Annotated in this window: 10 protein-coding genes; 4 read left to right on the top strand and 6 right to left on the bottom strand. The window is 45.9% G+C overall.

From position 1 onward, the window contains the following. Positions 1 to 66: 66 nt before the first annotated feature. Positions 67 to 2,985, top strand: coding sequence for an alkaline phosphatase family protein (locus tag ELZ11_RS05410; RefSeq protein WP_137356365.1), 2,919 nt, complete (start codon positions 67 to 69; stop codon positions 2,983 to 2,985). Between the two features lie 244 nt (positions 2,986 to 3,229). On the opposite strand, the gene ELZ11_RS05405 is transcribed toward ELZ11_RS05410, so the two are convergent. From ELZ11_RS05405 to trhO, 3 genes are all read right to left on the bottom strand, one after another. After that, positions 3,230 to 4,000: a hypothetical protein gene (locus ELZ11_RS05405; protein WP_137356364.1), complete on the bottom strand. Its 771-nt coding sequence runs from the start codon at positions 3,998 to 4,000 to the stop codon at positions 3,230 to 3,232. Between the two features lie 232 nt (positions 4,001 to 4,232). After that, a complete protein-coding gene (locus tag ELZ11_RS05400) occupies positions 4,233 to 4,490 on the bottom strand; it encodes an HP1242/YdcH family protein (protein ID WP_137356363.1) in 258 nt (85 codons plus the stop codon). Positions 4,491 to 4,620: 130 nt separating this feature from the next. Beyond that, positions 4,621 to 5,610 (bottom strand): oxygen-dependent tRNA uridine(34) hydroxylase TrhO, encoded by a 990-nt coding sequence (gene trhO / locus ELZ11_RS05395; RefSeq protein ID WP_137356362.1) that lies wholly within the window; start codon positions 5,608 to 5,610, stop codon positions 4,621 to 4,623. 313 nt (positions 5,611 to 5,923) lie between these two features. Here trhO and ELZ11_RS05390 point away from each other — a divergent pair, with 313 nt between their 5' ends. Next, a complete protein-coding gene (locus tag ELZ11_RS05390) occupies positions 5,924 to 6,169 on the top strand; it encodes a hypothetical protein (protein WP_137356361.1) in 246 nt (81 codons plus the stop codon). 101 nt (positions 6,170 to 6,270) lie between these two features. Here the strand turns inward: ELZ11_RS05390 and ELZ11_RS05385 are convergent, their stop codons facing one another. The 3 genes from ELZ11_RS05385 to ELZ11_RS05375 form a co-directional block, all read right to left on the bottom strand. Next, positions 6,271 to 9,123 carry an FAD-binding and (Fe-S)-binding domain-containing protein gene (locus ELZ11_RS05385; protein ID WP_137357014.1) on the bottom strand — a complete coding sequence of 951 codons (2,853 nt, stop codon included), beginning with the start codon at positions 9,121 to 9,123 and terminating at the stop codon, positions 6,271 to 6,273. Positions 9,124 to 9,290: 167 nt separating this feature from the next. After that, positions 9,291 to 10,430 (bottom strand): FMN-dependent L-lactate dehydrogenase LldD, encoded by a 1,140-nt coding sequence (gene lldD, locus ELZ11_RS05380; RefSeq protein ID WP_137356360.1) that lies wholly within the window; start codon positions 10,428 to 10,430, stop codon positions 9,291 to 9,293. Positions 10,431 to 10,619: 189 nt separating this feature from the next. Next, entirely contained in the window at positions 10,620 to 12,323 is a 1,704-nt protein-coding gene (locus ELZ11_RS05375; protein ID WP_137356359.1) for an L-lactate permease, read from the bottom strand. Positions 12,324 to 12,515: 192 nt separating this feature from the next. On the opposite strand from ELZ11_RS05375, the gene ELZ11_RS05370 reads away from it, so the two are divergent. Together ELZ11_RS05370 and ELZ11_RS05365 are read left to right on the top strand one after the other, a co-directional pair. Continuing rightward, positions 12,516 to 13,424: a LysR family transcriptional regulator gene (locus ELZ11_RS05370; RefSeq protein WP_137356358.1), complete on the top strand. Its 909-nt coding sequence runs from the start codon at positions 12,516 to 12,518 to the stop codon at positions 13,422 to 13,424. Between the two features lie 152 nt (positions 13,425 to 13,576). Continuing rightward, positions 13,577 to 15,628: a prolyl oligopeptidase family serine peptidase gene (locus tag ELZ11_RS05365; RefSeq protein ID WP_137356357.1), complete on the top strand. Its 2,052-nt coding sequence runs from the start codon at positions 13,577 to 13,579 to the stop codon at positions 15,626 to 15,628. Positions 15,629 to 15,666 lie beyond the last annotated feature (38 nt).

Below are 15,666 nucleotides of genomic sequence, written 5' to 3'. Positions count from 1 at the left end.
TGGCATTTTATTGACTAATCTAAGCAACCTGAAACAATAACCAAAATTTATAAATAGAGTTTGAGTATGAATATATATTCTAAGAGTCTTTCACGGAAAACTGGCCGTTTTTTGCTCGCTAGTCTAGTTGTGACTTCGAGTTTGAGCTTTACTGCGTCGGCGCAAATTTCTTCCACTCCTGTTGTTGGGGGCGTGTTCAGTTCAGGTCAAATCCTGAAAAATCAGGTGCTATCGACTCTTACTTATTCAACGGCTCTTACTCGTGACGCCGCGCTATTTACCATTGCGGGCGTCACTTTAGATGCGTATATCTTGTCATTGCCCTTGGACGTTAAAACCAAGGCACGAGTGATCGCCCAGCTTTCGAATCCAACTTACTCGATCCCTCTGGGGTATTTTCTCTATAGCTACTATGACCGTTATACCGGGTTAGGCAGTGAGGATGTTTTTAAAGAGTATCTCGCAACGGTATACGATGAAGCGGTATTAAAAGGGTTCGAACATAGTTTGTATCATTATGGTGATGCGGCGCCGAAAGAAGTGCCTGGTGAATCGATGGAAGGGACAGGGCACCATGAAGGGATCCAAGTGGACGATAAGTTTATCGCTAACATGGTGGTGATTTACGACGCATTGTTTGAAATTGGTGTCTGGCAAGATATGGAGACCTTACCCGAAAGTTATACCTACTTAACTGATAGTCCCGAAGATTTGGCGATCATTAATCAGATTCAGCCCATCATTGTTGGCTTAATTAATAAAGCCCTTAATGGGATGGAAGAAGGGGACATGAAATCGGCATTAATGGCTATCGCTCAGGATGGTTTACCGGAAAATGCAGATAAGCCTAACAATAAAGCCCAAGCTTTAACCATTACTCTCATTGACTTCGTTCGTCTGAATCTATTGAAAGCATATCGCCAGTTTGTGTTTAAAGACGAGCGCACAGAGGCTTTGAATGAGTGGATGCAGCAAGCGTTTGATGACAACCCTCAGCAATTGATTGATTTCCTAAATTCGCAGCAAAACAAGCGCTTTGCCGTTCAAGTGACTGTAGATGGCTTGCAGCAAGGGCTGATTGAAGGGCTTGTTGATCAGTCTTCTCCTTTTATTCCGTTGGCCAATCAGCACCATAAACAGAGGGCGCAACATAAGCCTAAGTGGGAACAGGTAATAGAGCCAGAACATGAACAGCAAGTGCAATTTATGGAAATGCTTGCCGAGCAAACTTACAACGATCCGTATTATTTACCTTTCTTAAAGCGTTTATATGGTGAGCATAAAGCAAGCATTAGTCGTGTCGGTATTTCTTCGACCCCGACGATTAGCGTACGTAACTTACCTATTATTAAAACTGGTGCGAAAGTGTCTGGTGAAGGCGGTACCGGAATTCCTAACTTCCACTTTGTTGATCGTGACATCGACCGGGCTTATTACTTCTTCGGTAACGATGCATTACAGCTGGATGTGCTGATGGCAGACAACCAAGTACAAACTATGTTTGATCGCTTGGACTATTTGAAAACACTAAATTGTAATGCGCAATATGATTGGAACGCCCATACCACCTATGATGGATTGGTGAATCTGGGGCTAGGGGAGTCGTTGCGTGATTATGGCGAAAAGCGTTGTGTGAAAGAGTTGCAACAGCGCGCCATTGTGGAGGTAGAGCTTAAGAGCAAACGAGCAAACCTTATCGAAGATATTGAAGCGTACGTGTCTATCTCGAGCTTCGATTTGTTTACCAAATTGGCAAAGAAAGTTCAGGTCGAGCAGGCAATCAAACTTTACGCGGAGCAAGATGGGTTTGGGATGCCAGACTACACCTTAGTGTATAACCCTTGGCCCGATCATTTTGCACATTTCACTGGCCCATTTAGTGACGAGATCTTAATGCCAACCGGAGAGCTTAACCGCTTGGATTATTGGCTAACTCAAATCGAAAAGACTTATCGCGATGCTGGTGTATACGATAAAACTTTATGGGGAATGGCTGGCGATCACGGTCTGACACCAGTGTTTTATGCGCTGAATCCTGAGAAACAGGTCTTGGCGGAGCTACAACAAGAGTTGGGCTATCCGATAGTGGTGAAAAAAATCTCATCGGATGAAGGGGAAGGGCCAAAAATTACCAATGCATTGAGCTATCCAAGCTTGAAAGCAGTCGATGTGGTCGTAGCTTCCACTGCGGGTGGTAACTTCATGATGGACTTTTTTAATTCGGAAAGCGGGTGGAGCGTTCAACCTATTTATCAAGAACTGACGAAATGGAGCCCTATTGCGGCGCCTGCTGGTGAAAGCATTGATATCATCCAGCAGATCACGACAAGGTTGCCGGAAACGCTAGATTACTTGGTCGTGCGAGAAAACACCTGTAACTCTGAAATCTGCACGGTGCGTGTTGTGGGTAACCGTGAAAGCAAAAGAGTCGATGAACTTATTACTCGTCGAGGCGACCACTTGTTTTACGAGTCGGTAACTCCAGGTGTTCACCCTGTGCTTCTCGATGTTCAGCAGCTCAACCCTTACTTACCTGCGCCAAGTGATAGAGCATTTACTGAGTACTCCAAGTTGGTGGATAAATGTATCAATCGAGCGACTAAATCTAACGTAGATTCTTGGTGCTCTTCGAATGAGTGGCAACAGTTAACTCAATTGACCCCAAGGCCTGACTCGGTTAATCAGTTAGCGAATATCTACCTTGAAGATCGGGCAGGAACGGTCAATTTGTTTCCTAAAGCGGGTATCGGCTACAACACCAAAGTTCCAGGGCGTCACGCTGGTGAAGATTACTTAGAAAAGGATGCCTTTATCGGATTTTGGGGGGCGCCAATTGGAGAAAACCCTGAGCCTCTTACTATAGAAGCTAACGGCTCACTGGCTCCGACTCTTTTTGAATACCTTACGGGCGAGCCTGTGGTCGCGGGGGAGAATGGCTGGGGTTACCCGTCATTGCTGAATAAGCTCGATATTCGCCAGCAATAAGTATTACGAGATTGAAAATAGAAAAGAAAAGGCACGGGAAGTGCCTTGCCCAATGAGAGCCAAAACTTGCTTACGAGGGAGTCGTAATAGAGTCATTGAATAGGTGGATCCAATTCAACTGATCCCAGTGCTTGTGGGAAATGACATAGTAGCGAGTAGAGGCAGATAAGCCAGTTGTTGATTTTTTCGTCTCAGATAATGGGACCGACGATATCATCAACTGGCTTTTTAGATTATTGAGCGGTTAGCTAGCTTTGTTGAAGCGAATGGATTGAAGCTTTTGCTCACTGCCATCGATGAACGCATAGCTTTCTAGAATCCACAGTTTGTCATTGATCATACCTAGTTCAATCCGGATGTCGGCACTGTTGACCCCTGTGTAAATAACGTCTTGGATGTTAGTTGGATAGAAGTTGTAGCGGTTTGCTTGAGGTTGATGTTCACCTGCGAAGTTTACATTCGCATCAGTGGCTTTGTTGGTGATATCGAGTTGGTAGCCCTGCTCAGATGTATAGGAGAACGCAGCAGTAAGGTCTATCCCTTGTTCGTTTGCCACTTGAACCTCTGCTTGGCTAATACTGCTAAGCTGGCCTTTCGCTTCTAGGCTACCGACATCGCTAGCGATTTCAACGTGGTTGCGGATCGTAACGTTCCACTCACCAACGAAGTTATTCAGTTCTTGCCAATTTTGTGGAGTAGTATCGACTACGTTGTTTGACCCACCTCCTGATTGAGCAATCGCTTCATTACGGCTGTCGTGGCGAATGTTCTCTCGGTTATTTTGAATGTCATGGCTCGCGCCAGCCACGCCACCCGCGACACCACCTGCGATAGCCCCTTTCATCGCTAGGTCTGCATCACCAGTGAGTGCGCCAAGCGTTAGACCTAATAAAGCGCCGCCGACAGCGCCTTGTTTTGTCGTAGCATTCGCATCGTCTTCTCCAGGGGTCACACAACCTGCTAAAAGTGGAAGGCTAATGGCTGCAGTCAAAGACGCTTTAGTAAATGAATTCATGAAATAGACCTTAAAATGTGTTTTCAAAAAGTGGAAAAACTTTATCAAGGTAATGTCAGGGAAGAATTATGAACGGTGTTTTATTTGTTGCGAATTGTTTCGGAATTGACGCTTCAAAAGGTTATCTGCAGAGCGAGTGAAGGTGAGTACTTGGGGAGAAGTGGTGGGTGAGAATGCAATAAGAGCTGCAAGTCAGCAGCTCTAAACTCAGGAAAGTTAACTAAACAGTAGCCTAATTAGTATTTAAAGAATGGTGCTTAGTTAATTGTTGGTAGAGCGAGTCTTTTAGCTCCATGCGTTCGACCTTGAGGTTATGCATGCTGTCGTCGTCTATCGGGCTACCGGAAATTTCGAGTTGGCGGATATCGTAATCAAGCTGGTGGTATTTCTGCATATCTTGCTTGAATTGTGGGTCGTCGTGGTTGAGCTGAACAATATCTAATTTTAAGTCTGGGAAATCTAACACAAAAGCATGGTTTTCATTGAGCATTGGCACTTCCTCTTCAGTCAATTTACTCCAGTATAAAGGCTATTAACGACAAGAAATGTGGGGTTAAACCCAAACTAGAAAGAAGAAAAAAAGGCACTTGAAAGTGCCTTTATAGAGTGAGGAGCTGTGCTTATTTTGCTTTAGTTTTTGAACGCTGCTGTTCTTTCAACGCCAGCTTTTCTTTTTTGCGCTGTTCGATAAGGTGAGCAGCTTCACCACCGACGTGAGTTTCACCACGAGCATTAGAAAGTTGCACTTGCTTTTCACGTTCACGGAAACGTGCTTTTTGCTCGTCACTGTGTTTGTCGATACATTTCGGGCAGCTTACACCTTTCTCAAAGCTTTCAGATTGTTTGTCTTCTTCAGTGATTGGCAAGCGACAAGCGTTACATACATCGTAGCCGCTCTTTTCTAGCTGGTGGTTAACAGCCACACGACCATCAAATACGTAGCAATCGCCTTCCCACATACTTTCTTCTTCAGGCACATCTTCCAAGTATTTCAGAATACCGCCTTCAAGGTGATATACCTCTTCGAAGCCTTGCTCTTTCATGTAGGCTGTCGATTTTTCACAACGGATACCGCCAGTACAGAACATCGCGACCTTTTTATGCTTCTTAGGGTCAAGGTTATCTTCAACGTATTGCGGGAATTCACGGAACGTTTCTGTGTTTGGGTTGACTGCGTTCTTGAAAGTACCGATATCCACTTCGTAGTCGTTACGAGTATCAACCAATAGTACTTCTGGATCAGAGATCAGAGCGTTCCATTCGTTAGGTTTTACATAAGTACCAACGACGTGACGTGGGTCGATGCCTTCAACACCCATAGTGACGATTTCTTTTTTCAGCTTCACTTTGGTGCGATTGAACGGCTGCTCTTCATTGAACGATTCTTTGTAAACCACATCGGCTAGGCGAGAGTCTTGTTTGAACCATTGCAGTAAAGCATCGATAGATTCGCGCTTTCCTGCAACAGTACCGTTGATACCTTCGCTAGCCAGTAGCAAAGTACCGCGGATATTGTGGGCTTCTAAAAGCTCAGTAAGTGGCTGGCGAATTTCTTGGTAATCATCCAACGCAACGAATTTATAGAGTGCGCATACAACGTATTGAGACATGGTTTTTCCTTCTGCGAGCTGGAACGTAAATCCAGAGCGGTGTCTTAGAGACGGTTAAAATCAGGCGCAGTATAACCAAGCCAGTGTGGGACAAAAACCAACCAAAAATAGGGCTATATAACACTTTAAAAACTAAGGTTTACTGTCTGTCTCAGGTTAGCTAACGAAATATCGATACGAATAGCTGTGATGTTGGAGCTAAGTGGTTCATTAGCCATAGAAACCATTATTAGTTCTGTTTAAGATAAGTGCAGATTCGCCAACATCTGAGCGAGATGAGATGTAAACGCCCACTTGAACTGAAGGAACCAAGATGTATCTTGTTTTGTATTGCCACAATATTGGTATGACCGATTTTTCATTTCTTGAAACTGAAGATTTCGATATCGAAGAAGGCTATGTTGTAAGAGGCAAGTGGCCTAACGAACAAGCTTTTAGGGACTATTTAAAAGCGGAGTTTGGAGACATGCAGGAGTTTCAGGTTGTGGACCTTATCGCCAAGGGTGCAGAAGCAGAAAGTTATACTCAATCAGACTTAGCGTCGCTAGCTCAACAGTAGGTGAATGACTTAATTTAAGAGTTCTAGAGCGTTAACAGTAAAGAAAAACAGCTGCCTAATGAGCAGCTGTTTTCGTTTTAGCAATAATTGGTGATTTTGAGTTATTGGGAAACTTCGTCCACCAAATACAAGATAGATTGGTAAGGGATGCCGCTATGGTGCGATAAACCAATCTCACAAGTACGGCTATTACTAAAGCCTCGGCTACAGTTATTCGGCACCTGCTCTTTGAGTGGGTGAACCGCTGCTTCATTGAGCTCTGGAGTGGTAAAGCCTTTGTCACCAGCCCACCCGCAACACTGAATATGTTCGGGAATGATCACATCAGAAGCACAAGCTTTGGCGAGGCTAAGCATGTCATTTTCTAATCCCATTCGACGAGAACTACAAGTGACATGCAGCATGACGGTTTCTTGTTTTGGCGTGAGTTCCAGGTGTTGCAGCAAGTATTGATTCACGAAACCTGTCGGATCTAATACTTTCAATGGCTTGGTAAACTGTTCAATACTGCGTTTAGCGCATGGGCTAGTATCCATTAACACTGGGTACTCCCCCTGACGGCTTGCCTGCCATAGTACCTGTTCAAGCTGCTCGGCTTTCGATTGAGCGAGCTTTGTCATTCCTTTGCTGTCATAAGGCATACCGCAGCATTGGTCATCCAGCTTCTTAGGTAAAATGACCTCGTAGCCCGCTTTTTCTAGTAGCGACAAAGTGACTTCGGTCAGTGGCCTTTGATCTTGAGCATCGACTTGCTGGCCCATCGTTCGGCTTGCACATGATGGTAGGTATACCACTTTCTTTTCATTAGTTGAGGAATGGGCACCAGAACTTTCTTGCAGCTGGTAGGCATTTGATTGTGGCATTTCTGGTAGCCAGACCGGAGTGCTGCCTTTAGTTATGGAGCGTAGCCCGTTGGTAAGCTTGCTAACGGTATTCGCTCCAAGTGTTTTAGACGCTAACTGATTCGTTTTTAAACCAGCCTTAGTTAGCTTAGTGGTGGTGGCAAAGTGATCCGCAGTCCACTTCGCAATTGGTGTGAACTTCTCATACTTAGCGATACGTAGCTTTTTGACTAAGTCGCCAGTGTTGATTCCTACAGGGCATCGCTCGGCGCACAGACCTGTTGCTGCGCAGGTATCGATTCCTTGATACTCGAAGATTTTTTCTAGCTCAGAGGCTTCAATTGTTTCACCTACGGCACGGCGGCGTTGCAACTCTCGATAAAGCACAATGCGCTGCCTAGGCGATAAGGTTAACGTTCTGGAAGGGCACACTGGTTCACAGAATCCACACTCAATACAGCGGTCGACAAGATCGTCTGCCGCTGGCATTGGCTTAAGGTGAGTGATATGTGAGTTTGGGTTGTCATTGATGATCACACCAGGGTTAAGCAAGCCTTGTGGATCAAACAGAGCTTTAATCTTCTGCATGAGCGCATAGCCATCTTTGCCCCATTCGAGCTCGACGTATGGTGCCATGTTACGGCCTGTACCGTGTTCTGCTTTCAACGAACCTTGGTATTTAACGGCGACGAGCTCGGCAACGTCGTCCATAAATCCGCCGTAACGATCGATTTCGGCTTGGCTATCAAACCCTTGAGTAAACACGAAGTGCAAGTTGCCTTCTAAGGCATGACCAAAGATGATCGCCTCGCTGTAGTCGTATTTATCAAATAGCGCTTGTAAGTCGCGAATACCGTTAGCTAAGTTTTCGACTGGGAACGCGACATCTTCAATGATGACGGTCGTGCCAACCTCTCTCACCGCACCCACGGCTGGGAACATGCCTTTACGAATTCCCCATAACGTCGCGACGGTTTGTGCATCCGAAGTGAAAGGGACAGACTCCAAAATATTGTAATCAGCAACAGCGTCCATTATAGATTTACATTGTAAATCTAAGTCTGGCTGGGAGCTGGCGTGAGATTCAACTAAGATTGCAGCCGCTTCTAAATCCAAGCTTTGCATGAAATCTGGCATACCGGGTTTATCTGCTACTGAGCGTAATGCGCGCCCATCCATCAATTCAACCGCGGCGACGGGAGTTTTTGATAGCGTGGTCACGGCTTGGCTAGCTTGTTCGATATCAGAGAAAACTAATAATGTTGAAGCTTTATGTGCGTGTTCAACCACCGTGTTGTAGGTGATTTCTGCGATAAATCCTAATGTGCCCTCAGAACCGATCATTAAGTGTTTAATAATTTCGATAGGCTCGTGATAGTCGACTAACGCGTTTAAAGCGTAGCCTGTGGTGTTCTTGAGGCGGTATTTATGGCGAATACGTTCGGTGAGCTCAGTATTGCTTGCGGTTTGTTGATGCAGTTCGCTAATGCCGTCGAAAAGAGCAGGGTGTGATTGTTTCACCGCTTCAACGCTTGATGGTTCAGCTGTGTCTAACAGAGTGCCGTCACTCAGGACAATTTTCATGCTCTCGACAGTGCGGTAAGAGTTTTGCGCCGTACCGCAGCACATGCCGCTTGCATTGTTTGCTGCAATCCCACCTATCTTACAAGTGTTGATGGATGCTGGATCAGGGCCAATTTTTCTTTGAAACGGGGCAAGGTATTTGTTGGCATCAGCGCCGATGACACCGGGTTGGAGTATGATTTGATTGCCGTTGTCGACGATTTCATGACCGCGCCAGTCATCGGTTAAGGTAATAAGGACGGAGTCTGAGACCGCTTGGCCTGAAAGGCTGGTGCCAGCTGCACGAAAGGTAAAATGAATACCGAGCTCGCGACAGCTTTTAATCGTAAAGATCACTTCGTCTAAATTCTTGAGCCTTAGAACCATTTTCGGCACCAAGCGATAAAAACTCGCGTCGGTGCCGTAGGCTAGTCGTTTGGCTTCTTGAGTGACAATGCGTTCAGTTTCAATTTTCTGAGCAAGTATGGTTTCAAGTTCTTGGTATGCGGTTGCATTTATCACTTGCTCGTGTGATGTGGTTCTCTCCATCATTGCTTCCTTGTGCTTCTTATTTGGCACTGATTTGTTTTTTTGTTTTATTTTCAGTGCTTAAACGGTGTCACAACGCCCATTGAATTGCTGTGACACCAATTGTATTTAACTGATATCGACGAATAGTAACTCCTGCTATTCGCGAGGAGTTTCTTATTTCTTAGTTAGCTGAAGTCGACCAATGATTCGCGAGATAAATCTTTGATGCTTTTGGCTCCGGTTAATGTCATCGCTACGCGCATCTCTTTGTCGTATAAATCGAGCAAGTTCTCTACGCCAGCCTGGCCTTGGGCAGCAAGTGCGTAGACAAATGAACGACCAAGCAGTGTGCAATCTGCACCGAGAGCCATCATGCGAGCGACATCAAGCCCAGTACGAATGCCAGAATCGACTAAGATTTTGAGATCGCCTTTCACTGCATCAGCAATAGATGGTAGCGCTTTAGCGCTGGACAACACGCCGTCTAATTGACGACCGCCATGGTTGGAAACCACGATACCGTCAGCACCGAATCGAACAGCATCTTTCGCATCTTCGGTATCGAGAATGCCTTTGATTACCATAGGGCCATCCCAGAAATCACGGATCCACTCCAAGTCTTTCCATGAGATCGATGGGTCGAAGTTATCACCCAACCAGCCAATGTAATCTTCAAGCTTTGTTGGTGAACCACGGTAAGTAGAGATGTTACCTAAATCGTGAGGTTTACCTAGTAGACCTACGTCGACCGCCCAGCTCGGATGACGCATAGATTGGAATACGCGACGAGCGGCAGCATTTGGACCGCTCATACCGGAATGCATGTCGCGGTAGCGTGCGCCAGGAACGGGCATATCAACGGTGAAGACAAGCGTGGTGACGCCCGCAGCCTTTGCGCGCTCTAAAACATTCTTCATGAAGCCGCGATCTTTCAGTACGTAAAGCTGAAACCACATCGGACGTTCAATTGCAGGCGCGACTTCTTCGATTGGGCAAACTGATACTGTCGACATCGTGAAAGGAATGCCTTTATTCGCGGCTGCCTTTGCTGCTTGAACTTCACCGCGGCGGGCGTACATGCCTGTTAATCCGACAGGGGCAAGGGCTATCGGCATCGCAAGCTTTTCGCCGAACAATTCTGTTTCTAAGCTTAAGTCAGACATGTTGTTGAGAACGCGCTGTTTGAGTGCGATTTCCGCTAAGTCTTCCGTATTGCGTCGCAAGGTGTGCTCACCATAAGAGCCGCCGTCGATATAGTGGAAAAGGAACGGAGGGAGTTTAGATTTTGCTGCTGCTCGGTAATCGGTCGATGCGGAAATGATCATAATTTCAGTCCTAATAGGTAATGAGTGACCTTTCTTAGAAGGCTTAATCGAGTGCGCTAAAGGTAGCGTCGTAAAATAAAATGGCGTTAACACCCAGCGTATTGTTATAGCGTCGTTGTAGTGCAAGAACGTCATAACCGCTTTGTCGGGGAACAGGCATTAACGCCAAGTTTGGTTAAGCCAAATGGGTTACCCCATTAAGGCGTCAGTAATTTGTAGGCCGTAGATAACGACTAGGCCAATAATCCCTGTCATAACTAGGTAGTAGAACGTTGGGATAACCGTTTTACGTAGCGTAGCGCCTTCGCGACCAAGCAAGCCTACGGTTGCAGACGCAGCTACCACGTTATGAATAGCAATCATGTTACCGGCTGCAGCGCCTACCGCTTGTAGAGCCACCACGACAGCACTTGAGATCGTTAGGGTTTGCGCAACTTCAAACTGGAATTGGCTGAACATCATGTTTGACACAGTATTAGAGCCAGCAATGAATGCCCCTAGCGCACCAACAGTTGCACTTAACGCTGGGAATGCAGAGCCAACAAGGTCGGCAGCGAAGTTTGCTGTTGTCACAGGCATGCTCGCAAGGTCGGCAGCGTTAACGCCTGAGTTGATAAAGATACGAACCATAGGGATGGTGAACACCAGTACGAAGCCTGCACCAATCAGAGTTTTGCTCGATTCGCCAAAGGCTTTGGCTAGTGGCGCAGCGCTGCGAGATTGAAGCAGTACCGCAACTAGAGCGACGAACACTAAAATTCCGCCAGGTAGGTATAAAGGTTGAATCGCAGTGCTGACGCCCGTTTCACCTAGGATGTTACTAAACGATAGGCTCACACTCTTCAAGAAGCCTTTAAACTCAGGGCTAACACGGCTTGCCACTAACGTAACCGCAAGCAGAACATAAGGTGCCCATGCCATTGCCATACTCATTGGCTTCTTAGGCGCATTGCCTTTGTTGTCATCAAGGTCGATTTTCAGTGAGCCTAACCATTCAGCAGGCCATTTATCTTCACTCTCAAAATCCCATTTAGATTTCGGTACCAAGAAGCCTTTCTTAGCTGCTGTAACCACAATGGCTAAACCGACAAGGCCGCCAATCAATGAAGGGAATTCAGCGCCCAAGAACACGCCTGTTAATGCGTAAGGAACCGTGAAAGCGATACCCGCAAATAGAGCGAATGGCAGAATATCTAAGCCTTCAGTCCAGCTCTTGTTCTTACCAAAGAAGCGAGTCAGCATCATTGCCATTAACACAGGCATTAAAGTACCGACGCAAGCGTGAATCAGCGCGACACTTGACGTAATCTGTTGCAGGTATGCATCCCACGTTGAACCATTCGCAATCAGTGCTTCGCCAATGTTGTGCGTATCTAAACCTTTATTCACACCAACGATAATAGGGGTACCCACGGCACCAAATGACACAGGCGTTGATTGAATCATCATGCCCATAAGTACCGCTGCTAATGCTGGGAAACCAATGGCTACCAATAATGGAGCGGCAATCGCTGCTGGCGTACCAAAGCCTGAGGCGCCTTCAATGAATGATCCAAAGCACCACGCAATAATGATGGCTTGAACACGGCGGTCTGTGGAAATGTCGGTAAAACCATTTCGGATGGTAGAGATCGCTCCGGTGTGTTTTAAAGTGTTTAATAAGAAGATGGCGCCAAACACAATCCAGAGAACTGATACCGTAATGCCTAACCCCTGGAAGATGGAGGCAATCACGCGGGTGGCAGACATGTCCCATGCGACAAGCGCAATGGCTACCGTTAAAGCGAAGGCCACTGGCATGGCTTTCTTGGCTGGCCAATTTAATCCAACCAGTAGTATGGCGGCGATAACTATCGGCGAAAACGCCAATAATGCTAATAATGTTTCACTCATGGGTACTTCCTCGTACATAGGTTCAAACATTCTTGTTTGAAGTGTTCTACACGTTATTGGTTTTGTAGTAATTGCTGAGCTTAAAAGCTGTAGTTGTAATGGGTTTGTTAATTTGGCGTGAATTTACCCCTTTATTTTTTATTGATATAGGGAAATAATGAAAATAATTAATTCCAAAATTGACATAATAAGATGCGTGCAGACGATTTGATCCTGTTTTCACAGGTAGTAGAACTGGGTAGTTTTAGTAAGGTGGCAGAACAAAATAACCTTACAAATTCAGTAGTTAGCAAAAGAATTGCGCGGCTGGAAGAAGAAATAGGCGTGCAGCTATTATATCGAACTACGCGCAAATTGACGTTAACCGAGGCAGGCAAGGCTTTGTTACACGGAGCCAAAAATGTGAAGCTCGCGGCTCAAGAGGCTATGGATGCAGTTTCAGGCTTTGGTGAGAATGTGAGTGGTCATATCAAAATGTCAGTGCCTTCAATCTCGGGTGATCTCATCCTCGCTGATGCTGTTGCTGAGTTCTGTAATATGCACCCTGGGCTTTCCGTGGACATGTCGCTCGATAATCGTTTTGTTGACCTAGTTGAAGACGGTTTTGACCTGGTTATACGAACTGGTTACCTCGAAGATTCAAGTTTAATTGCACGTCATATACTCGACTCACAATGGGTCGTGTGCGCGTCGCCTTCTTATATCGCCAAAAACAGTAAGCCTTTGCATCCCAAAGATTTAGTCGAACATAATTGCCTGCAGTACGCGTACCAAACCACTGGGGCGAGTGAGTGGGAGTTTAAAGGGGGCAAAGAGGGGCAAGGCAACTACATAGTGCGAGTTGCGGGTTCGTTTTCAACAGATAACGCGACAGCCTTAAGAAAGGCAGCGTTAGGTGGGCATGGTGTGGCTTATGTACCACGATGCTTGGTATATCACGATATACGTAATGGTCAGCTGGTGGACATCTTCCCCGAGTTAGTAGGTAAAAAATTAGGGATCTACGCTGTGTATCCATTTACTCGCCAGCCACCGAATAAAATTAAGCTGCTCATTGAACATATACGAACTCGGTACTTAACGATTTCCCATTATTTCTAATCAAGCGCTCGAATGTAGTGCCTGTAAATCGTCGATAGAGTATTTATTGATAGATCGCATAGTTACGATTTGTAGTATTTCTTTGCTTGATTGCGTAACGTTAACTCGTAAGCTGAAGTTGAGAATTACAATCATTTAAATTAAGGATGATGATGCAAGATTTAAACAAAAGCGGATACCCTGAGACTAAAAAGCAGGCAGTAAGCGATAACTATTTTGGTCAGACAATTGAAGACCCTTATCGCTGGTTAGAAGACGATCGCAGCCAAGAAACGGCGCAGTGGGTCGATAGCCAAAATCAGGTGACGTTCGATTATCTAGAACAGATCCCCTTTAGAGCTGAATTGCGTGAACGCATCGCTAAGGCGCAAGATTATAAGAAGAGTTCACAGCCATTTGTACGCGGTGAATATACCTATTTTTACAAGAATGATGGCCTGCAAGATCATAGTGTGTTGTATCGCCAGAAAGGCGAGCAAGAGCCGGAAGTTTTTTTAGATCCCAATACCTTCTCTGAAGATGGAACGACTTCTTTAGATTCGGTTTCCTTTTCTAAAGATTACCGCTTAGTCGCATATTCGATTTCTGAAGGTGGAAGTGACTGGCGTAAGATCTTCGTGATTGATGTGGAGACCAAAGCTCAAATTGAGCCTGTTATCGAAGACGCCAAGTTCACGGGTGTCTCTTGGCTAGGTAGCCGAGGCTTTTACTATTCGAGCTACGATAAGCCTGATGGCAGTGAGTTATCGGCAAGAACCGAACAGCACAAGCTGTATTACCACCAGTTAGGCACAGCGCAGGAAAATGATGTCGTCGTCTTTGGCGAAGAAGAATCGCAGAAGCACCGTTATGTATCGGGATACACTACCGACGACGATGCGTACTTATTCATTCATGGTCAGGAGTCGACATCAGGTAACCGCCTTTTCTACATCGATTTGAACAGTGAAGAACAAGCCTTGGTGACACTGCGTGATAACGTTGATAGCGATACTTACCCAGTGGACAACATTGGCGGTCGTTTTCTTCTTTACACCAACCTAGATGCGCCTAACGGTAAGATTGTCAGTTACTGTTCAGAGTCTAAGCAGTGGGACACCTTGATCCCTGAGCAGCCTCAGCCGTTGAGCATTAGCTCCGGGGGCGGCTACATGTTCGCTCATTACATGGTGGACGTTGTCTCAAAAATCCAGCAGTTTGACTATCAAGGTACTTTTGTTCGAGAGATCGATTTGCCAAGCCAAGGCACCGCTGGTGGGTTAGGAGGCAAGAAAGAGCACACCCAACTTTATTATACGTTTACTAACTACGTGACTCCGCCAATGGTTTTATCCTTGGATGTCGAAACAGGTGAATCTAAGGTTTATCAAGAGTCTGAAGCGCCGTTTGTAGCGGGTGATTACGAATCTAAGCAAGTCTTCTATACCTCAACAGATGGTACTAAAGTTCCTATGCTGATCTCTTATCGCAAAGGGCTCGAGCTGGACGGGAACAACCCTACTATCTTGTACGGCTATGGCGGTTTTAACGTGAGTCTCACTCCTAGTTTTTCGGGTACCGTGGCCAGTTGGCTAGAATTGGGCGGCGTGTTTGCGGTGGCCAACTTACGGGGTGGTGGTGAATATGGAAAGGCATGGCATAAAGCAGGCACACAGCAGCAGAAGCAGAATGTGTTCGATGATTTTATTGCGGCGGCGGAGTATTTGATCGGAGAGCGTTACACCAGCAGTGAAAAATTAGCCATCCGTGGTGGTTCAAATGGCGGTTTATTAGTTGGCGCTTGTATGACGCAAAGGCCAGAGCTATTTAGGGTTGCCTTACCTGCTGTCGGCGTACTAGATATGCTGCGCTACCATACTTTCACTTCAGGGGAAGGTTGGGCATACGACTACGGCACGTCGGAGCAAAGTCAGGATATGTTTGAATACTTGTTAGGGTATTCGCCAGTTCATAATGTGCAAGAAGGTGTAAGCTATCCAGCGACCTTAGTGACCACTGCTGACCATGATGATCGTGTGGTACCTGCACATTCTTATAAGTTCATTTCTGAGCTGCAAGCCAAGCATAATGGTGATTCACCGGTGATGATTAGAATCGACGTGAATGCGGGACATGGTGCCGGTATGCCGCTTAATAAGTCGATTGATTTAACCGCCGATATCTATGCGTTTACCTTGTTCAACATGGGAACCACATCTTTATAGCGCGTTCTAGACCTAGACGCTTAAAACAAAAAGCCCAG

Origin of the sequence: Vibrio profundi (assembly GCF_005281835.1) — a bacterium.
Taxonomy (GTDB): Bacteria; Pseudomonadota; Gammaproteobacteria; order Enterobacterales; family Vibrionaceae; genus Vibrio; species Vibrio profundi.
Note: the sequence above shows the minus strand (reverse complement) of the source record. Positions and strands in the feature narration are given on the sequence as shown.

What these genes read in the sequence shown, in the direction of transcription:
- ELZ11_RS05410 (WP_137356365.1), top strand. Translation starts at nt 67, where the DNA reads ATGAATATATATTCTAAGAGTCTTTCACGGAAAACTGGCCGTTTTTTG.
- ELZ11_RS05405 (WP_137356364.1), bottom strand. Translation starts at nt 4,000, where the DNA reads ATGAATTCATTTACTAAAGCGTCTTTGACTGCAGCCATTAGCCTTCCA.
- ELZ11_RS05400 (WP_137356363.1), bottom strand. Translation starts at nt 4,490, where the DNA reads ATGCTCAATGAAAACCATGCTTTTGTGTTAGATTTCCCAGACTTAAAA.
- trhO (WP_137356362.1), bottom strand. Translation starts at nt 5,610, where the DNA reads ATGTCTCAATACGTTGTATGCGCACTCTATAAATTCGTTGCGTTGGAT.
- ELZ11_RS05390 (WP_137356361.1), top strand. Translation starts at nt 5,924, where the DNA reads ATGTATCTTGTTTTGTATTGCCACAATATTGGTATGACCGATTTTTCA.
- ELZ11_RS05385 (WP_137357014.1), bottom strand. Translation starts at nt 9,123, where the DNA reads ATGGAGAGAACCACATCACACGAGCAAGTGATAAATGCAACCGCATAC.
- lldD (WP_137356360.1), bottom strand. Translation starts at nt 10,430, where the DNA reads ATGATCATTTCCGCATCGACCGATTACCGAGCAGCAGCAAAATCTAAA.
- ELZ11_RS05375 (WP_137356359.1), bottom strand. Translation starts at nt 12,323, where the DNA reads ATGAGTGAAACATTATTAGCATTATTGGCGTTTTCGCCGATAGTTATC.
- ELZ11_RS05370 (WP_137356358.1), top strand. Translation starts at nt 12,516, where the DNA reads ATGCGTGCAGACGATTTGATCCTGTTTTCACAGGTAGTAGAACTGGGT.
- ELZ11_RS05365 (WP_137356357.1), top strand. Translation starts at nt 13,577, where the DNA reads ATGCAAGATTTAAACAAAAGCGGATACCCTGAGACTAAAAAGCAGGCA.